Source organism: Celeribacter halophilus (genome assembly GCF_900114135.1).
Lineage (GTDB): Bacteria > Pseudomonadota > Alphaproteobacteria > Rhodobacterales > Rhodobacteraceae > Celeribacter > Celeribacter halophilus.
This window is the reverse complement of record NZ_FORY01000008.1, coordinates 1-13,499: the sequence shown is the minus strand read 5'-3', so window position 1 is coordinate 13,499 and position 13,499 is coordinate 1. Positions and strand designations below refer to the sequence as shown.

The window sequence follows — 13,499 nt, the reverse complement described above, 5'->3', positions numbered from 1 at the left end:
GCTTTTCGCGCTTGCAAAGCCCTGTTGTGCGGTTCAGTTTGACCACATGACACAAGATCCGATCCATGACGTGCCCGCAGGCATAGAGCAACTTCTGGAAATCATGCGCCGGTTGCGCGACCCCGAGGGTGGCTGTCCTTGGGATATTGAACAGGATTTCGCGACGATCTCGCCTTATACGATCGAAGAGGCCTATGAGGTCGATGACGCGATTGCGCGGGGCGATATGGAGGATCTGAAATCCGAACTGGGTGATCTGTTGTTCCAGTCCGTGTTTCAGGCCCAGATCGCAGCCGACAAGGGGTTATTCGACTTTCACGACGTGGCGCAAACCATTGCCGCCAAAATGATTTCCCGCCATCCGCATGTCTTTGGTGACGAGAGCAACCAGAAGTCGCCGGAACAACAGACGGTGGATTGGGAAAAGGAAAAGGCCAAGGAACGCGCACGTCGCGGCGAGACGCGGGTGCTCGATGGTGTGGCGATGGGGCTTCCAGCCTTGATGCGGGCGCAAAAGCTACAAAAACGGGCGGCACGGGTCGGGTTCGACTGGCCGGATGCCTCGCATGTTCTTGATAAAATCCGCGAAGAAGCCGCAGAGCTGGAAGAGGCCCGCGACACACTTACGCAGGCGGAGGTATTCGAGGAGTTCGGAGACCTGCTTTTTGTGGTTGTCAATCTGGGCCGCCATCTCGGCGTGGATGCCGAAGAGGCCCTGCGCGCCTGCAACGCAAAGTTTACACGCCGATTCAATGCGGTAGAGGATGCACTTGCAGCAAGAGGCAAAGCCCCTCAGGACAGTGATCTGGCCGAAATGGATGCGCTTTGGGATCAGGCAAAAGAGGCAGAAAAACGCGCGAAAACGTGAGCGGTTGCGCCCCTTGACCTGATGATTTCACTCGGGTTTAACAGGCGTAACCAGTCAAAGGATTTTTCGCATGTCCGCGCTCGCCTCATCCACCCTCAAATTTGCCCTTCCATTTACGCTTCTGGCCTCTTCCGCACTGGCCGATGTGAATGTCTATTCCTATCGCCAGCCGGAATTGATCGCTCCGCTGACGGAGGCCTTCACGGAAGAAACCGGAATCAAGGTGAACGTGGCCTATCTGGTCGAGGGACTCACAGAACGGCTCAAGGCCGAGGGGGACCGCTCCCCCGCCGATGTGATCCTGACCGTGGATATTGCGCGACTGACCGAAGCCGTGGATGCGGGCGTGACCCAGCCGCTCATGACCGACACTCTGGCCAAGAACATCCCCGCCGAATTTCACGACCCCGAGGGCAACTGGTGGGGCGTCACCACGCGCGCGCGGATCGTCTATGCCTCCAAAGAGCGCGTGCCCGAAGGTGCCGTGACCACATACGAAGACCTCGCGGACCCGAAATGGAAGGGCCGTATTTGCACACGATCCGGCATGCACACATATATGATCGGCCTAACCTCGGCCTATGTGGTGCATCACGGCCCCGAGGAGACCAAAGCCTGGTTGCAAGGGCTGAAAGACAATCTCGCCCGCCGCCCGCAAGGGGACGACCGCGCACAGGTCAAGGCGATCTGGGCCGGTGAATGTGATATTTCTCTGGGCAACACCTATTACATGGGCGAAATGCTGGCCGATGAGGAACAGCGCGTCTGGGCAGATACCGTGCGTCTCGACTTCCCGCGTTTTGATGTCGAAGGCGGAGGCACCCATGTGAATATCTCCGGTGTTGCGCTCACAAAAGCCTCGAGGAACAAAGAGGAAGCCATTCAGTTTATTGAGTTTCTGACCTCTCACCATGCGCAGGAAATCTATGCGGAAGCCAACTCAGAATATCCGGTGGTGCCGGGCACGGAAGCCTCCGATCTGGTCAAAAGCTGGGGCGAGCTGCACCCTGACAATGTGTCCTTGAAACAATTAGCCGACGAGCGCCCCGATGCTCTGCGTCTGACCGAAGAAGTCGATTACGACGGCTGAAACCACAGAGAACAGACCCAAAAGGCGATTGACAGTCGCGGAAAGATGGCGCAGATTTCGCCCATGATGATGAAACAGACCCTTTCCACGACTGTCTTTTATTGGACCGAGCTCACATAAGCGCGGCCTGTCAGTTATGGAATATTGAAAGCCGCCACACGAGGCGGTTTTTTCATATCTACTCCCTCCTGTGGCGCTCAGGAGAGAGAGACAAGATGACCCACATGACCGAAATCACCGCCGACACCACAGTCCATGTGCGGCGGGCACGCTGGAGCGACAAACATGCGCTTCTGGAGATGATTCACGCCTTGGCACGTTTCAGCGGGGATGAACCGGAACTGGATATGAGTAGCCTCATTGACCTGATGCGGGCGGACCTGCCGTGGTTGCGGATTCTGGTTGCTGAACGTGACGGGGAGATTGTGGGCTATGCCGGACTTGTCGGTGGCGTGCGCCTGCAAGATGGGCAAAAGACCATGGACCTGCATCATTTGTTCATCAAAGAAGACCAACGCGGCCAAGGTGTCGGGCGCGCCCTGATCAAAGCGGCGAAAGATGAGGCGCAGGTGGCAGGCTGTCACCGCCTGACTGTCGGCACCCATGTCAACAACACGGCGGCACAAGCGACCTATCTCGCCTGCGGTTTCACGGCGCAAACGCGGCGCGGGAAACGGTTTGAACTGGCACTGTAAAGCAAAACGCGCTCTGCCCGCTACGGGTTAGAGCGCGATGACATCCACACGCTGACCTTTGACCGCAAGGCCGATTTCGCCGTTACACAGGCGCAGTGCGTCGTCGCCAAAGACTTCGGCGCGCCAGCCCTTGAACACCGGCAGATCACGTTTGCCCGCCGCGATCTGGTCCAGATCGGACGCGGAGGCGATCATTTTCGCCGCCACGTTGAAGCGATCCGACTTGGCTTTCAGCAGGACCCGCAGCATATCCGCCAGCGCCGGGTTGACCTGTAGCTTGTCTTTCGACACGTCAAGCTTCGGCATCTCGGCAGCGGTGTAATGTGCTGCCTTTTCAATCGCCTGCAGGATACCATCGGCAATCTCGCCCTTACGCGCCTCTCGCAGCAAAAGCCGCGACCGCGAGAGGTCTTGCGGTGTTTTTGGCTTGGTCGAGGCCAGCTCCAGCATCGCATCGTCTTTATAGACGCGGTTGCGGGGAATATCGCGGCTCTGGGCGTATTGTTCCCGAAATGCGGACAGCTCCTTGACCGCAGCGAGGAACTTACCGGAATTCGTGCGAGTCTTGACCCGCTTCCATGCCTCCTCCGGCTCGACCACATAGGTCTCCGGCGACATCAGAATCTCAAGTTCTTCAGCCACCCATTTTTCGCGACCCGTGCGTTTGATCTCGTCCCGCAGGAATTCGTAGATGACACGTAAATGCGTCACATCGGCCAGCGCGTAGACTTCTTGCGCCGAGGTTAGCGGACGGCGCGACCAGTCGGTGAAGCGCGAGGTTTTGTCGAGGCTCTCCTTGGCGATCTTGCGCACGAGGGTCTCGTAGCCCACCTGTTCGCCAAAACCGCAGACCATCGCCGCGACCTGTGTGTCGAACAACGGCGTGGGGATCACCCCACCCTGAATGTAGAAAATTTCGAGATCCTGCCGTGCGGCATGGAAAACTTTCACCACGCTCTCGTCACGAAACAGGTCATATAGCGGCGCCAGATCCAGCCCTTTGGCCAGCGGATCGACAAGAACTGCGTCCTCTTCTGCATCCCCCGTCACCGCAAGTTGCACGAGGCAGAGCTTTGAGTAATAGGTCCGTTCACGGAGAAATTCGGTGTCGACCGTGACATAAGGATGCGCTTTGGCGCGGTCGCAGAAGGCCTGTAGGCCCTCGGTCGTGGTGATGGTGATCATATGTTTTTTCTTTTACCTGCGGCGCGGGGTCATCCCGTCGGTTTTATCGTGATACGGGGTTTCAGGCGGAAAGAAAAGAACAAAGGGGGCTCGCGCCCCCTTCCCCCGTGCCATAAAGCACGGATCGGCTCATCTTGTAATGCACAAATGTCGCCTCAGGTGATCGGCAATGTGCCTTTCGCCGCCATCATAAGCTCCACCACATCCGGCGCAGAGATGATCTCGTAGGCAGGATCCATCTGATCGGCGGTAAATCCGTTGTGGAGCATACAGGCCCCGCAAATCCCGATACGCCCGCCCGCCTCACGGTAGGCTTTAACCAAACCGGCGACTGGTTCAAAAGGTTTGCCGATATCGATGTCATCGCAAGAGCCGGGCTGACCAAGTTCGACGCCTTCCACCATCAGAAGCACGATCGAGCTATGCCCCATCTTTTGCGCGTTGAGCGCCATAGTGAAGGCAACGGTCACCTTGCCGGGGTTGGAGTGACCATCAAAAATGGTGGCAACAAAATCTGCGGGTTTCATGAGATATCCTTTCGCGACATGTCTCGGGCGGGTCCGCGGGGGACTCATCTATATTCTATGTCTTGAATATATCTTTTAAAGAGGCACAGCCCCCACCTGCCCGCGACAGATTGACCATCGCGCCAGAACAACCGGCGTTCAGAGCGAAAGCATCTCCGTTTCGCCACGCAAGAAGCGCACCAGAACCGCCGGATAGAGCAGATGCTCCTTCACCAGAACCCGCGCGGCCAGATCATCCGCCGTGTCTTCCGGCAGGATCGGCACCCGCGCCTGTCCCAGAATCGGGCCGCCATCGAGTTCCGCCGTCACCTCGTGCACTGAACAGCCCGCCTCCGCATCGCCCGCATCAATCGCATGCTGATGGGTGTGCAGCCCCTTGTATTTCGGCAGCAAGGACGGGTGGATGTTGAGCATCTTCCCCGCGTAATGGCCAATGAATGTCGGTGTGAGAATACGCATAAAACCGGCCATTGCGATAGCATCGGGTTCATAGGCGTCAATCACGGAAATCAGTTTGGTCTCAAAGGCTTCACGGTCACCTTTGAAGTCGCGGTGATCCACAACCTCAGTTGCAATCCCCATATCTTCTGCCTTCTGCAACCCGCCCGCGCCGGGCACGTTGGAAAGCACAAGGCAGGGTCGGCCGGGATGGTCGCCCGTCATGGATTTGGCCAACGACACCATATTGGAGCCGCCGCCAGAGATCAGGATCGCAACCTTCTTCGGGCTCACTTCAATTCGCCCTCATAGGTCACACCGCCCCCTGTGGTCACTTGCCCCAGACGGTAGACCGTTTCGCCCTCATCCGAGAGCAAAGCCGTCAGCGCCTCAACCTCGGAGGCCGCGCAGACCACAACCATGCCGATGCCGGCGTTATAGGTCTTGAGCAACTCGTGCTGCGACAGGCCCGCTGTCTCTACCAGCCATTTGAACACAGGTGGCAGGGTCCAAGCCGTGAGATCAATATCCGCTCCCATACCCGCCGGCAGAACGCGCGGCAGGTTTTCGGTCAATCCGCCGCCGGTGATATGCGCCAGCGCATGAACACCACCCGCACGGATCGCTTTCAACACGGGCTTCACATAGAGACGTGTGGGCTTCAAAAGCTCCTCACCCAAGGTCGCATCGGAGAATGGCGCGATGTCGGACCATTTGTAGCTCGACAGTTCCACGGTTTTGCGCACCAGAGAATAGCCGTTGGAATGCACCCCGTTGGACGCGAGTCCCAAAAGTACATCGCCCTCCTGCACGCCCGCAGGCAGGTCCGCACCGCGTTCCATCGCCCCCACGGCAAAGCCCGCAAGGTCGAAGTCCCCGTCTTCATACATACCCGGCATCTCGGCAGTCTCGCCACCGATCAACGCACAGCCTGATTGCGCACAGCCTTCGGCAATGCCCTCCACCACAGCGGCAGCATTGTCGAGCTTGAGCTTGCCTGTTGCGAAATAGTCGAGGAAGAACAATGGCTCTGCCCCTTGGCAGACAAGATCGTTGACGCACATGGCAACAAGGTCGATGCCGACGGTGGCCACATTGTCCGTGTCAATCGCGATGCGCAGCTTGGTGCCGACACCGTCAGTTGCGGCCACAAGAATCGGGTCTTCGTAACCTGCCGCCTTGAGATCGAACAAAGCGCCGAAACCGCCAAGCCCGGCCATCACGCCCGGACGGACGGTCTTTTTCGCCGCCGGCTTGATCCGTTCGACAAGCTCATTGCCCGCATCAATATCCACGCCAGCATCGGCGTAAGTCAGACCATTTTTTTTCAGCGTCATCGCCAAGGCTCCCCGCGCAAACCAAAGTTTCGGCCCGTTTACGCGCTTTGGACCGACTTGAAAAGGCCCGCGTGACACGCAGATGTCGAAAGACCGACTTCTGCTTGACCCCGCCGCAACAGCGCAATAATCAATGCACCTGTAGGGGCCTGTAGCTCAATTGGTTAGAGCAGAGCGCTCATAACGCTTTGGTTGCGGGTTCAAGTCCTGCCGGGCCTACCATCTCCCCCCCTGCCATAAGTCCCGATACGAATCGAAAATCTCGGCAATACAATGCGTTAAAGGTTGCGGCTGATTTTTATGTGTCGGCACACGTCAATTTTGCAGGCACTATCTCATACTGTCCATAAACTTCGGACCGGCGCCAAGGCTGGAAATCTATCCAATGTAAAAAAGAAATTGGCATTTTTATCGCAACCCTGCCGGTTGTCCGACGGGTTGCGATGGGCGTATTTTCCGCCGGTTTCAGGAATCTGAACCTGTGTTCAGGTGCTTGATGATGCGACCGAGGAAACCGACGCATTGTGTCAGTTGATCCAGTTCGACGAATTCGTTCGGCTTATGGGCCTGTTCGATAGAGCCGGGCCCCACAATCACAGAGGGGATGCCGCCGATCTGCTCGAACACGCCGCCTTCGGAGCCGTAAGACACCTTGCCGCCCCAGTCCGGCAAGAGCCGTGCATAGCGATTGAACCCGACGGTATTGCGCGCCTCGCCCATAGCGGGATAGGCAAAGATACGTTCGAATTCTATGCCTGTGCCTGCGGTTTTGGCCCGCATCGGGGCGACAACCTTTTGCTCGATCTCATTGAGCAAGGCGGACATATCGGCCTCGGGGTCCATGCCGCTGATGGAGCGCAGCTCGAAGGTAAAGCTGCAACTGTCCGGCGTCACATTGGTTGCGACACCACCTTTGATCATCGTGGCCAGCATTGTGGCATGAGGCACGGTAAATTCCGGATCGAAAGGCCCTTCGGTCTCGTAGCGTTTGCCACGCTCGGAGATCAGGGTGATGGCCTTGGATGCGTATTCAATCGCATTGACATGGCGCGGCGCAAAGGAGGAGTGGCCCGAGGTGCCCGTCACACGCGCACGCATGGCGATTTTGCCCTTCTGTCCGGTGACGAGTTTCATCATCGAAGGCTCGCCAATGATGGCAAATTCAGGCGGCACAGGCAGGCTTGCCAGATACCGCGCCACGGCAGGCGCGCCGAGACAGCCGACTTCTTCATCATAGGAGAAGCAAAGATAGACAGGCCGCGTCAGCTTTGCACGCGCCAGATCGGGGGCCACTGCCATGACACAGGCGGCAAAGCCCTTCATGTCGCAGGCGCCGCGCCCGTAAAGCCGCGTATCGCGGATCTCTGCGGTGAAGGGATCGCTTTCCCACTCCGGCTCGTCGGCGGGCACCACATCGGTGTGGCCCGACCAGACGACCCCCGCCATATCTTCCGGCCCGAAAGCCGCGACCAGATTGGCCTTGTCTCCCGTCTCGTCCGGCAAAATCGTGATCCGCGCCCCGAGCCCTTCAAAATATGCGGCCATAAAGTCGATAATCGGCCGGTTGGAATTGCGCGAAACTGTATCAAATGCGATCAGATTGGCCAGATGCTCTGCGGCTTGGCCGGTCAGATCGTCAGATGCGAACGTGATCTCACTCAGGAGTGTCATTGTTCTACTCGTCTTTCTTTATGTTTTGTAATTTCACGCCGGATCGTCAGACTGACCACAAAAACGATCAGCGCTGCGAAGACCCACGTGATGGGGGAGGACAGCAAAACTGCCGGATCGCCGCGTGAAATCGCCAAGGCACGGCGCAGGTTTTCCTCGATCATCGGACCAAGGATGAAGGCGATGAGGAACGGCGCTGCAGGAATGTTCAACAGGAACATGCCAAAGCCCACCACACCCATCACCAGAAGAACGGCGACATCAAAGGTGCTCGACGCGATGGAATAGATGCCGAAGATGCACAGCAACAGCACTAGAGGCGTCAGAAGCGTCTGCGGGATATGCGCCACTTTGGAGAACATGCGCATTGTGATCTTGCCTGCAAAGAACAGCAGCACCGAAGACACCAGCATACCGATGAGCAACATGTAGATTTCGTGCATGTTGGTCTGGAACAACAACGGTCCGGGGGTCAGGCCCTGGATCATGAAAGCGCCCAGCATCACACCGGTGATCACATCCCCCGGCACGCCAAGCGCCAGAAGCGGGATCATGGTTGCGCCACAGGCCCCGTTGTTGGCGGATTCGGAGGCGGCGATGCCTTCCAGCTCACCCTTGCCGAAATTCGCCCCGTTCTTGGAACTGCGCTGCGCCTCGCCATAGGAGAAGAACGCCGCAGAAGATGGCCCGATCCCCGGAATGGCACCCAGAATGGAGCCGATCACGGAGCCTTTCAGGATGCTGCGCAAGGAGCCCATGAACTCGGCACGGGTCACATGCTGCGCACCCAGAGCGGCGGCCTCTTCGGTCTTGGCCGCACGCATGACGATGAGCTTGATCAGCTCCGGCAGGGCAAACAGCCCGATCAACACCGGCGCGATCGACAGACCGGCCTGCATGTCCGGCATGAAGGCAAAGCGGAACGAGCCATACATGTCCTCGCCAACCGTGGCGAGCAGAAGCCCCAAAGCCGCAGCCACCATGCCCAGCAGCAAGGAACTACCCGACACGCCCGCCACAGTGGTGAGCGCAAAGAGCATCAGCATGAAGAATTCCGGCGGACCGATGTGGAGCGCCAGTGCCGCAAGCGGAGCCGCGAAAAAGATCAGCGACAAGTTGGACAGGAAATCCCCGATGACGGAGGAATACAGCGCCATGTTGAGCGCCTTGCCTGCCTTGCCCTGTTTCGCCAGAGGATAACCGTCCAGCGCGGTGCATGCGGCAGAAGCCGTGCCCGGCGTCTTGATCAGAATGGCCGAGACCGACCCGCCATAGGTCGAGCCTTTATACAAGGCGACCAGCAAAAGGATCGACGGCACAGGGTCCATATAAAAGGTAAAGGGCAGCGCCAGCGTCACCGCCATCGTGCCGGTCATGCCAGGAATGGCCCCGACAATCACGCCACCCCAAATGCCGGCGGCCATGATGAGAAGGTTTTGGAACGTGGCCACAGCCACCAGTGCAGAGAGAATTTCAGCGAGCATCACGGTCTCCGATCAAAAGCCGAACAGCTTGGCCAGTTCACCCTTGGGGAACTGTGTGCCGAGCGCGGAATGGAAGAACAACACGAGCAGGACAGGACCGCCAAAGGAAAGCAGGGCAATCCAGATGCGGTAGTGTCGCTCGCCGGTCATGAGAACCATTGCAAGGGTCAGGAACATCGTTGCAATCAGGAACCCGACATAGGGGACCACGGCGAAAAACAGCACGAAGATGGCGATAATACCGGCAAAACGCAGCAACATCTGCGGGACGGAACTGCCGTCCGTTTCCACCTTTTCCTCTACTGGCTGTCCCCCGCGCAAAGCGAGGAAAATGGCCAGAGCGCCAAGGACGACACCGACAATAGACACCGTTCGGGGCCACATATCCGGCGGAGGTGCGAAACCGGGGATAAACGCGGGACGGGGCACAAATGCGGGCACAAGGACGAAGGCACAGAGCGCGAAAAACGCGACAATGAGCACCCCCCGTAAAACAGGCTTGGTCATAGCAATGCTCCTGAGAGTGTAGATATCTCGGCTGAGATGAAGGCGGCCTCTGGATCAGGCCGGACAAACAACAGGTGGGCGATCCCGCCCACCTGAATCAGAGTTTATTCGGGCAGATAACCGAAGTCTTTGGCCAGGCCGTTGAACAGCTCATACTGGCTCTTCGCATATTCGGTCATGTCCACAGTGCCGATGGTCGAGATCGACCCGCGACGAGCCGCCAAATCAAGCCATTTCTCATCGGTCGCAACTTGGCCGAGAACCTCGTGCCATTTGGTCACAACCTCTTCGGGCAGATCTTTCGGCGCATAGAGGGCACTCCAGCCGGTGATCTGACCGGCTTTTTCGTAGCCGAGCTCTTGGGCTGTTGCCACGTCAGGCAGGCTTTCCACACGCGACGGAGCAAAAACCATCAGCGCTCTCATGTCGCCGCTTTCGATATGGGGCATCAGGGATGCCGCAGCCATCGCAACGAAATCGACGTGACCGCCCAGAAGCGCAGTCGCCAGAGCACCGCCCCCTTTGTAGGGCACCAGAGTGGCCGCAGTCAGCGGGTCGAGACCATTGTCAGCCAGAAGGGCTTGCGTAGTGAAACCGTCAATCGCGGTCGCACCGGAGGCCGCATAGGTCATCCCGCCTTTGCTGTCCTTGATCGCTGTGATCAGATCGTCAACAGTGTCATAGGGCGCATCCGCGCGCACGGCGAGGATCATCGGAGTGGCTTCCAAAGCGCCAAGGAAGGTGTAGGCATCCCACGGCACAGCATTGTCCGGCGTAACAGCAGGCGACAGGGCCATTCCCACACGCGCGAGCAGAAGCGTATAACCGTCCGGGTCGGCTTCGGACACAAAGCGCGCACCGTTCATACCGCCAGCGCCGGGTTTGTTCATCACCGTAACCGGCTGTTCAAGAAACGGCTGTGCCGTTTCAGCCAGAGCACGACCGGCCAGATCAGATGCTCCACCCGGGCCGTAGGGAACAACGAGTGTCACGGCTTGGTCGGGATAGGATTGGGCCATCATGGGGCCGGTGGCTGCGAAGACTGCGACTGCAATCGATCCGAGTAGTTTTTTCATATGTACCTCACGTTTTGTCCGATCCGGCGGCGAACCCGCCAGCCGGAACTGTTGGATGTGAGCAACCATTCACAGTATGCGAAATTTGACAATAGATAGCTTTAAGTTGCATAAAATGCATACTCAGAGGAAAGCCCATGTTCAAACCCCAAGAATTAAAGGCCTTTGACGCCTATATGCGTTTAGGCGGCGTGAAACTGGCTGCCGAACAATTAGGCACAAGCCAACCGATGATCAGCCGCCTGCTCTCATCCCTGGAGGACAAGGCGGGGTTCGAACTGTTTCAGCGCAAACGGAATCGACTCGCCCCGACGCCGGAAGCCTTTCGGTTTCACCAGACTGTCGCCCGCCATATCGCGGGCATGCGCACACTTGAACAAGAGGCCAGTGCAATCGCCAGCGGTCAGGTCGGCCATCTGGTGATCGCTGCCCAGCCGATTTTCTGTGATACCTTCCTGCTCGACGCTCTCGCCCGTTTTCGCAAGGACCACCCCCACGCCACCGTGCAGATCGTGGATGTGGGCATGGCGGAAATGTTGCGCCTGATCAGCGAGCAGCGATGCGATCTGGCCTTCGGGATCACGCTCAATGCCGAAGCTTTCGGTGGAGACACCCTGTCTCTGGCCCACTGTGAAGCGCAGTGCATTCTCCCCAAAGGTCATCCGCTCGGCGCGATGGAAGACATTCCTCTGCCTCGCCTGCGCAAGGAAATGTTCATAGATCTGTCTCTGGGGAGTCCCCTGCGCCGCCGGATTGATCACATGATGGAAACAATCCATGTGCACCGCACCATTGCTGCGGAACTGCGCACCATACACGGCATTGTGCGCCTCGTGGAGCGCGGCGAAGGAATCGCAATCGTCGACCCTGTTGCCCATCAACTCGTTGACTTCGAACGTATATCCATTCATCGCCTCATGCCAGCCATCACATGGGACATCGCACAGTTCGTCCCGCATGACCGTCCGCTCAGCACCGTTGGTCAAGCCTTTGCCGAGGCGGTCTCCTACGAGATCGAAAACCTGAAACGTGCAGGTATTGTTTCCTGATGGGCCCTTTCGCTTCCCGCGCATATGCAAAACTTAAGCAAAACAGATCAAAAGCGCGGCTTTACGGCTGATCTTCGGCCAAAAGTGCAGCTAGATGTTTGGCGGCGCTCACAGCCTCAGCCCCACGCAAAGGCCATGTCTGCGTCAAACCCTCCATAATGAGCAAAAGTGCCACGTCCTGCCCCTCCAACCCCGTGGCCAAGGCCGCGCGTGTGGCGACCTCGTGTTTGTGACGCTCCAGAAGCGCGCGCAACGTGGCATTGGCCGGATCGGCCGCAACGGCAGAATGGAACAGACATCCATGCGCCGCCTCGCTTTGCATCCAGTCCCCCGCGCGGGTCATCAAGGCGTCACGCGCCTGCGCCGGATCGGCAGGCAGATCGTTCAGCACCTCCGCCATATACCGCCGGTGTCGATACTCCAACGCCGCCAGCACCATATCGGCCCGCGACGGCATGTATTTGTAAAGCGTGCGCAGACTGACACCGGCAGCTTCTCGCAGGGTATCCACGCTCGCATCGGCAAAACCGTGGCGAACAAAAGCCTGTTCCAGTCCTGCGGCCATTTTCATCTCGATATCTCTCATGCTTGACGAGGTAGAGGGATTACTTTACCTGCGCAAGTAGAACGATCACTTTACATCCGGAGAGCCACATGAAGCCCCTACCCCAGACCATGACTGCCGTGCTGCTCACCGGACACGGCGGATTTGATCGTCTGGAGTACCGCAACGATGTGCCCGTCCCCCCCCCCCCCCCGCCGCCGGTGAAGTTCTGATCCGCGTGGGTGCCTCTGCGGTGAACAACACGGATGTGAACACCCGCACCGGCTGGTATTCCAAAGCGGTGCGCGGCGACACGAATTCGGCAGCGGCCACGGGCTATGACGGCGGGTCTGACGCCGATGGCGGCTGGGCTGGCGCCTTGCATTTCCCGCTCATCCAAGGGGCGGATTGTTGTGGCGAGATCGTAGCCGTCGGGGATGGGGTCGCGCCCTCCCGCGTGGGACAGCGCGTTCTGGTGCGCCCGATGTATCACCCCGTCAGAAGCGACGACCCCGATGCGCTCGCAACCTTCGGGTCGGAACGTGACGGTGCTTTTGCACAATTCGCCACGATTGAAGCCGAACAAGCCATTCCCGTGAACAGCCCGCTGTCAGACGTGGAACTAGCCTCCTTCCCCTGTGCCTTCTCCACGGCAGAGGCCATGGTGCAACGCGCAAATCTCGGTGCGGAGCGGGTGCTGATCACAGGGGCATCCGGCGGCGTGGGCTCTGCGGCGATCCAGCTGGCCAAGCGACGCGGCGCTCATGTCACAGCCCTCACGAGCCCGTCCAAGGCGGAGGCCCTGCGCGATCTGGGGGCCAATGTCACATTAAGCCGCGAAGATGTGCTCCCCGCTGAAGCATTTGACGTGGTGCTTGACCTTGTCGGCGGCCCGCGCTGGCCGGAACTTCTGGACACGTTAAAGATGAATTGCCCCGAGTTTGTCGGAGACCATCAACTTAAGTAAGGATGATGGTTATGACAAAAAGTAAAATGGCAAATCGCTACTCGCCTGAGGTCCGCGCACG

The 13,499-nt window shown here is 58.4% G+C and carries 14 protein-coding genes and 1 tRNA gene; 6 read left to right on the top strand and 9 right to left on the bottom strand.

Annotated features, from left to right (window positions below):
* The first annotated feature begins 46 nt into the window (after window positions 1–46).
* The 3 genes from mazG (at window position 47) to BM152_RS09780 (ending at window position 2,653) form a co-directional block, all read left to right on the top strand.
* Window positions 47–868: a nucleoside triphosphate pyrophosphohydrolase gene (mazG, locus tag BM152_RS09790; protein ID WP_066600329.1), complete on the top strand. Its 822-nt coding sequence runs from the start codon at window positions 47–49 to the stop codon at window positions 866–868.
* A 70-nt stretch (window positions 869–938) separates the two neighbouring features.
* Window positions 939–1,958, top strand: a complete 1,020-nt coding sequence (locus BM152_RS09785; protein WP_066600250.1) for a Fe(3+) ABC transporter substrate-binding protein — start codon at window positions 939–941, stop codon at window positions 1,956–1,958.
* Window positions 1,959–2,173: 215 nt separating this feature from the next.
* Entirely contained in the window at window positions 2,174–2,653 is a 480-nt protein-coding gene (locus BM152_RS09780; protein WP_082715288.1) for a GNAT family N-acetyltransferase, read from the top strand.
* A gap of 27 nt (window positions 2,654–2,680) precedes the next feature.
* On the opposite strand, the gene rnd is transcribed toward BM152_RS09780, so the two are convergent.
* The 4 genes from rnd to purM all read right to left on the bottom strand — a co-directional run bounded on the left by rnd (window position 2,681) and on the right by purM (window position 6,140).
* The gene (gene rnd, locus BM152_RS09775) at window positions 2,681–3,838 is read right to left on the bottom strand and encodes a ribonuclease D (RefSeq protein WP_066600254.1); all 1,158 of its coding nucleotides are present in this window, start codon (window positions 3,836–3,838) and stop codon (window positions 2,681–2,683) included.
* Window positions 3,839–3,993: 155 nt separating this feature from the next.
* On the bottom strand, window positions 3,994–4,365 hold the full coding sequence (locus tag BM152_RS09770) for a DsrE family protein (protein WP_066600256.1): 372 nt from the start codon (window positions 4,363–4,365) through the stop codon (window positions 3,994–3,996).
* A gap of 138 nt (window positions 4,366–4,503) precedes the next feature.
* The gene (gene purN / locus BM152_RS09765) at window positions 4,504–5,097 is read right to left on the bottom strand and encodes a phosphoribosylglycinamide formyltransferase (protein WP_074914164.1); all 594 of its coding nucleotides are present in this window, start codon (window positions 5,095–5,097) and stop codon (window positions 4,504–4,506) included.
* The gene (gene purM, locus BM152_RS09760) at window positions 5,094–6,140 is read right to left on the bottom strand and encodes a phosphoribosylformylglycinamidine cyclo-ligase (RefSeq protein WP_066600262.1); all 1,047 of its coding nucleotides are present in this window, start codon (window positions 6,138–6,140) and stop codon (window positions 5,094–5,096) included. Before purM ends, purN begins: the two co-directional genes overlap by 4 nt.
* 145 nt (window positions 6,141–6,285) lie before the next feature.
* Here purM and BM152_RS09755 point away from each other — a divergent pair.
* Window positions 6,286–6,362 (top strand) — tRNA-Ile (locus tag BM152_RS09755).
* Between the two features lie 243 nt (window positions 6,363–6,605).
* On the opposite strand, the gene argE is transcribed toward BM152_RS09755, so the two are convergent.
* From argE to BM152_RS09735, 4 genes are all read right to left on the bottom strand, one after another.
* Window positions 6,606–7,811, bottom strand: a complete 1,206-nt coding sequence (gene argE, locus BM152_RS09750; RefSeq protein WP_066600264.1) for an acetylornithine deacetylase — start codon at window positions 7,809–7,811, stop codon at window positions 6,606–6,608.
* The gene (locus BM152_RS09745) at window positions 7,808–9,295 is read right to left on the bottom strand and encodes a tripartite tricarboxylate transporter permease (RefSeq protein WP_066600267.1); all 1,488 of its coding nucleotides are present in this window, start codon (window positions 9,293–9,295) and stop codon (window positions 7,808–7,810) included. The genes argE and BM152_RS09745 overlap by 4 nt, the downstream gene beginning before the upstream one ends.
* A gap of 12 nt (window positions 9,296–9,307) precedes the next feature.
* A complete protein-coding gene (locus tag BM152_RS09740) occupies window positions 9,308–9,802 on the bottom strand; it encodes a tripartite tricarboxylate transporter TctB family protein (RefSeq protein ID WP_066600273.1) in 495 nt (164 codons plus the stop codon).
* 104 nt (window positions 9,803–9,906) lie between these two features.
* Window positions 9,907–10,878, bottom strand: coding sequence for a Bug family tripartite tricarboxylate transporter substrate binding protein (locus BM152_RS09735; protein WP_066600335.1), 972 nt, complete (start codon window positions 10,876–10,878; stop codon window positions 9,907–9,909).
* A gap of 137 nt (window positions 10,879–11,015) precedes the next feature.
* Between BM152_RS09735 and BM152_RS09730 the strand changes: the two genes are divergently transcribed.
* Window positions 11,016–11,927 carry a LysR family transcriptional regulator gene (locus BM152_RS09730; RefSeq protein ID WP_066600280.1) on the top strand — a complete coding sequence of 304 codons (912 nt, stop codon included), beginning with the start codon at window positions 11,016–11,018 and terminating at the stop codon, window positions 11,925–11,927.
* A 61-nt stretch (window positions 11,928–11,988) separates the two neighbouring features.
* Here BM152_RS09730 and BM152_RS09725 read toward each other — a convergent pair whose 3' ends face one another.
* Window positions 11,989–12,498 carry a TetR/AcrR family transcriptional regulator gene (locus tag BM152_RS09725; RefSeq protein ID WP_231730473.1) on the bottom strand — a complete coding sequence of 170 codons (510 nt, stop codon included), beginning with the start codon at window positions 12,496–12,498 and terminating at the stop codon, window positions 11,989–11,991.
* A 226-nt stretch (window positions 12,499–12,724) separates the two neighbouring features.
* On the opposite strand from BM152_RS09725, the gene BM152_RS09720 reads away from it, so the two are divergent.
* On the top strand, window positions 12,725–13,438 hold the full coding sequence (locus tag BM152_RS09720; RefSeq protein ID WP_244524887.1) for an alcohol dehydrogenase catalytic domain-containing protein: 714 nt from the start codon (window positions 12,725–12,727) through the stop codon (window positions 13,436–13,438).
* Window positions 13,439–13,499: the final 61 nt, after the last annotated feature.

What these genes read in the sequence shown, in the direction of transcription:
- rnd (WP_066600254.1), bottom strand. Translation starts at nt 3,838, where the DNA reads ATGATCACCATCACCACGACCGAGGGCCTACAGGCCTTCTGCGACCGC.
- BM152_RS09735 (WP_066600335.1), bottom strand. Translation starts at nt 10,878, where the DNA reads ATGAAAAAACTACTCGGATCGATTGCAGTCGCAGTCTTCGCAGCCACC.
- BM152_RS09745 (WP_066600267.1), bottom strand. Translation starts at nt 9,295, where the DNA reads ATGCTCGCTGAAATTCTCTCTGCACTGGTGGCTGTGGCCACGTTCCAA.
- BM152_RS09785 (WP_066600250.1), top strand. Translation starts at nt 939, where the DNA reads ATGTCCGCGCTCGCCTCATCCACCCTCAAATTTGCCCTTCCATTTACG.
- BM152_RS09725 (WP_231730473.1), bottom strand. Translation starts at nt 12,498, where the DNA reads ATGAAAATGGCCGCAGGACTGGAACAGGCTTTTGTTCGCCACGGTTTT.
- mazG (WP_066600329.1), top strand. Translation starts at nt 47, where the DNA reads ATGACACAAGATCCGATCCATGACGTGCCCGCAGGCATAGAGCAACTT.
- BM152_RS09780 (WP_082715288.1), top strand. Translation starts at nt 2,174, where the DNA reads ATGACCCACATGACCGAAATCACCGCCGACACCACAGTCCATGTGCGG.
- purM (WP_066600262.1), bottom strand. Translation starts at nt 6,140, where the DNA reads ATGACGCTGAAAAAAAATGGTCTGACTTACGCCGATGCTGGCGTGGAT.
- BM152_RS09730 (WP_066600280.1), top strand. Translation starts at nt 11,016, where the DNA reads ATGTTCAAACCCCAAGAATTAAAGGCCTTTGACGCCTATATGCGTTTA.
- argE (WP_066600264.1), bottom strand. Translation starts at nt 7,811, where the DNA reads ATGACACTCCTGAGTGAGATCACGTTCGCATCTGACGATCTGACCGGC.
- BM152_RS09740 (WP_066600273.1), bottom strand. Translation starts at nt 9,802, where the DNA reads ATGACCAAGCCTGTTTTACGGGGGGTGCTCATTGTCGCGTTTTTCGCG.
- BM152_RS09770 (WP_066600256.1), bottom strand. Translation starts at nt 4,365, where the DNA reads ATGAAACCCGCAGATTTTGTTGCCACCATTTTTGATGGTCACTCCAAC.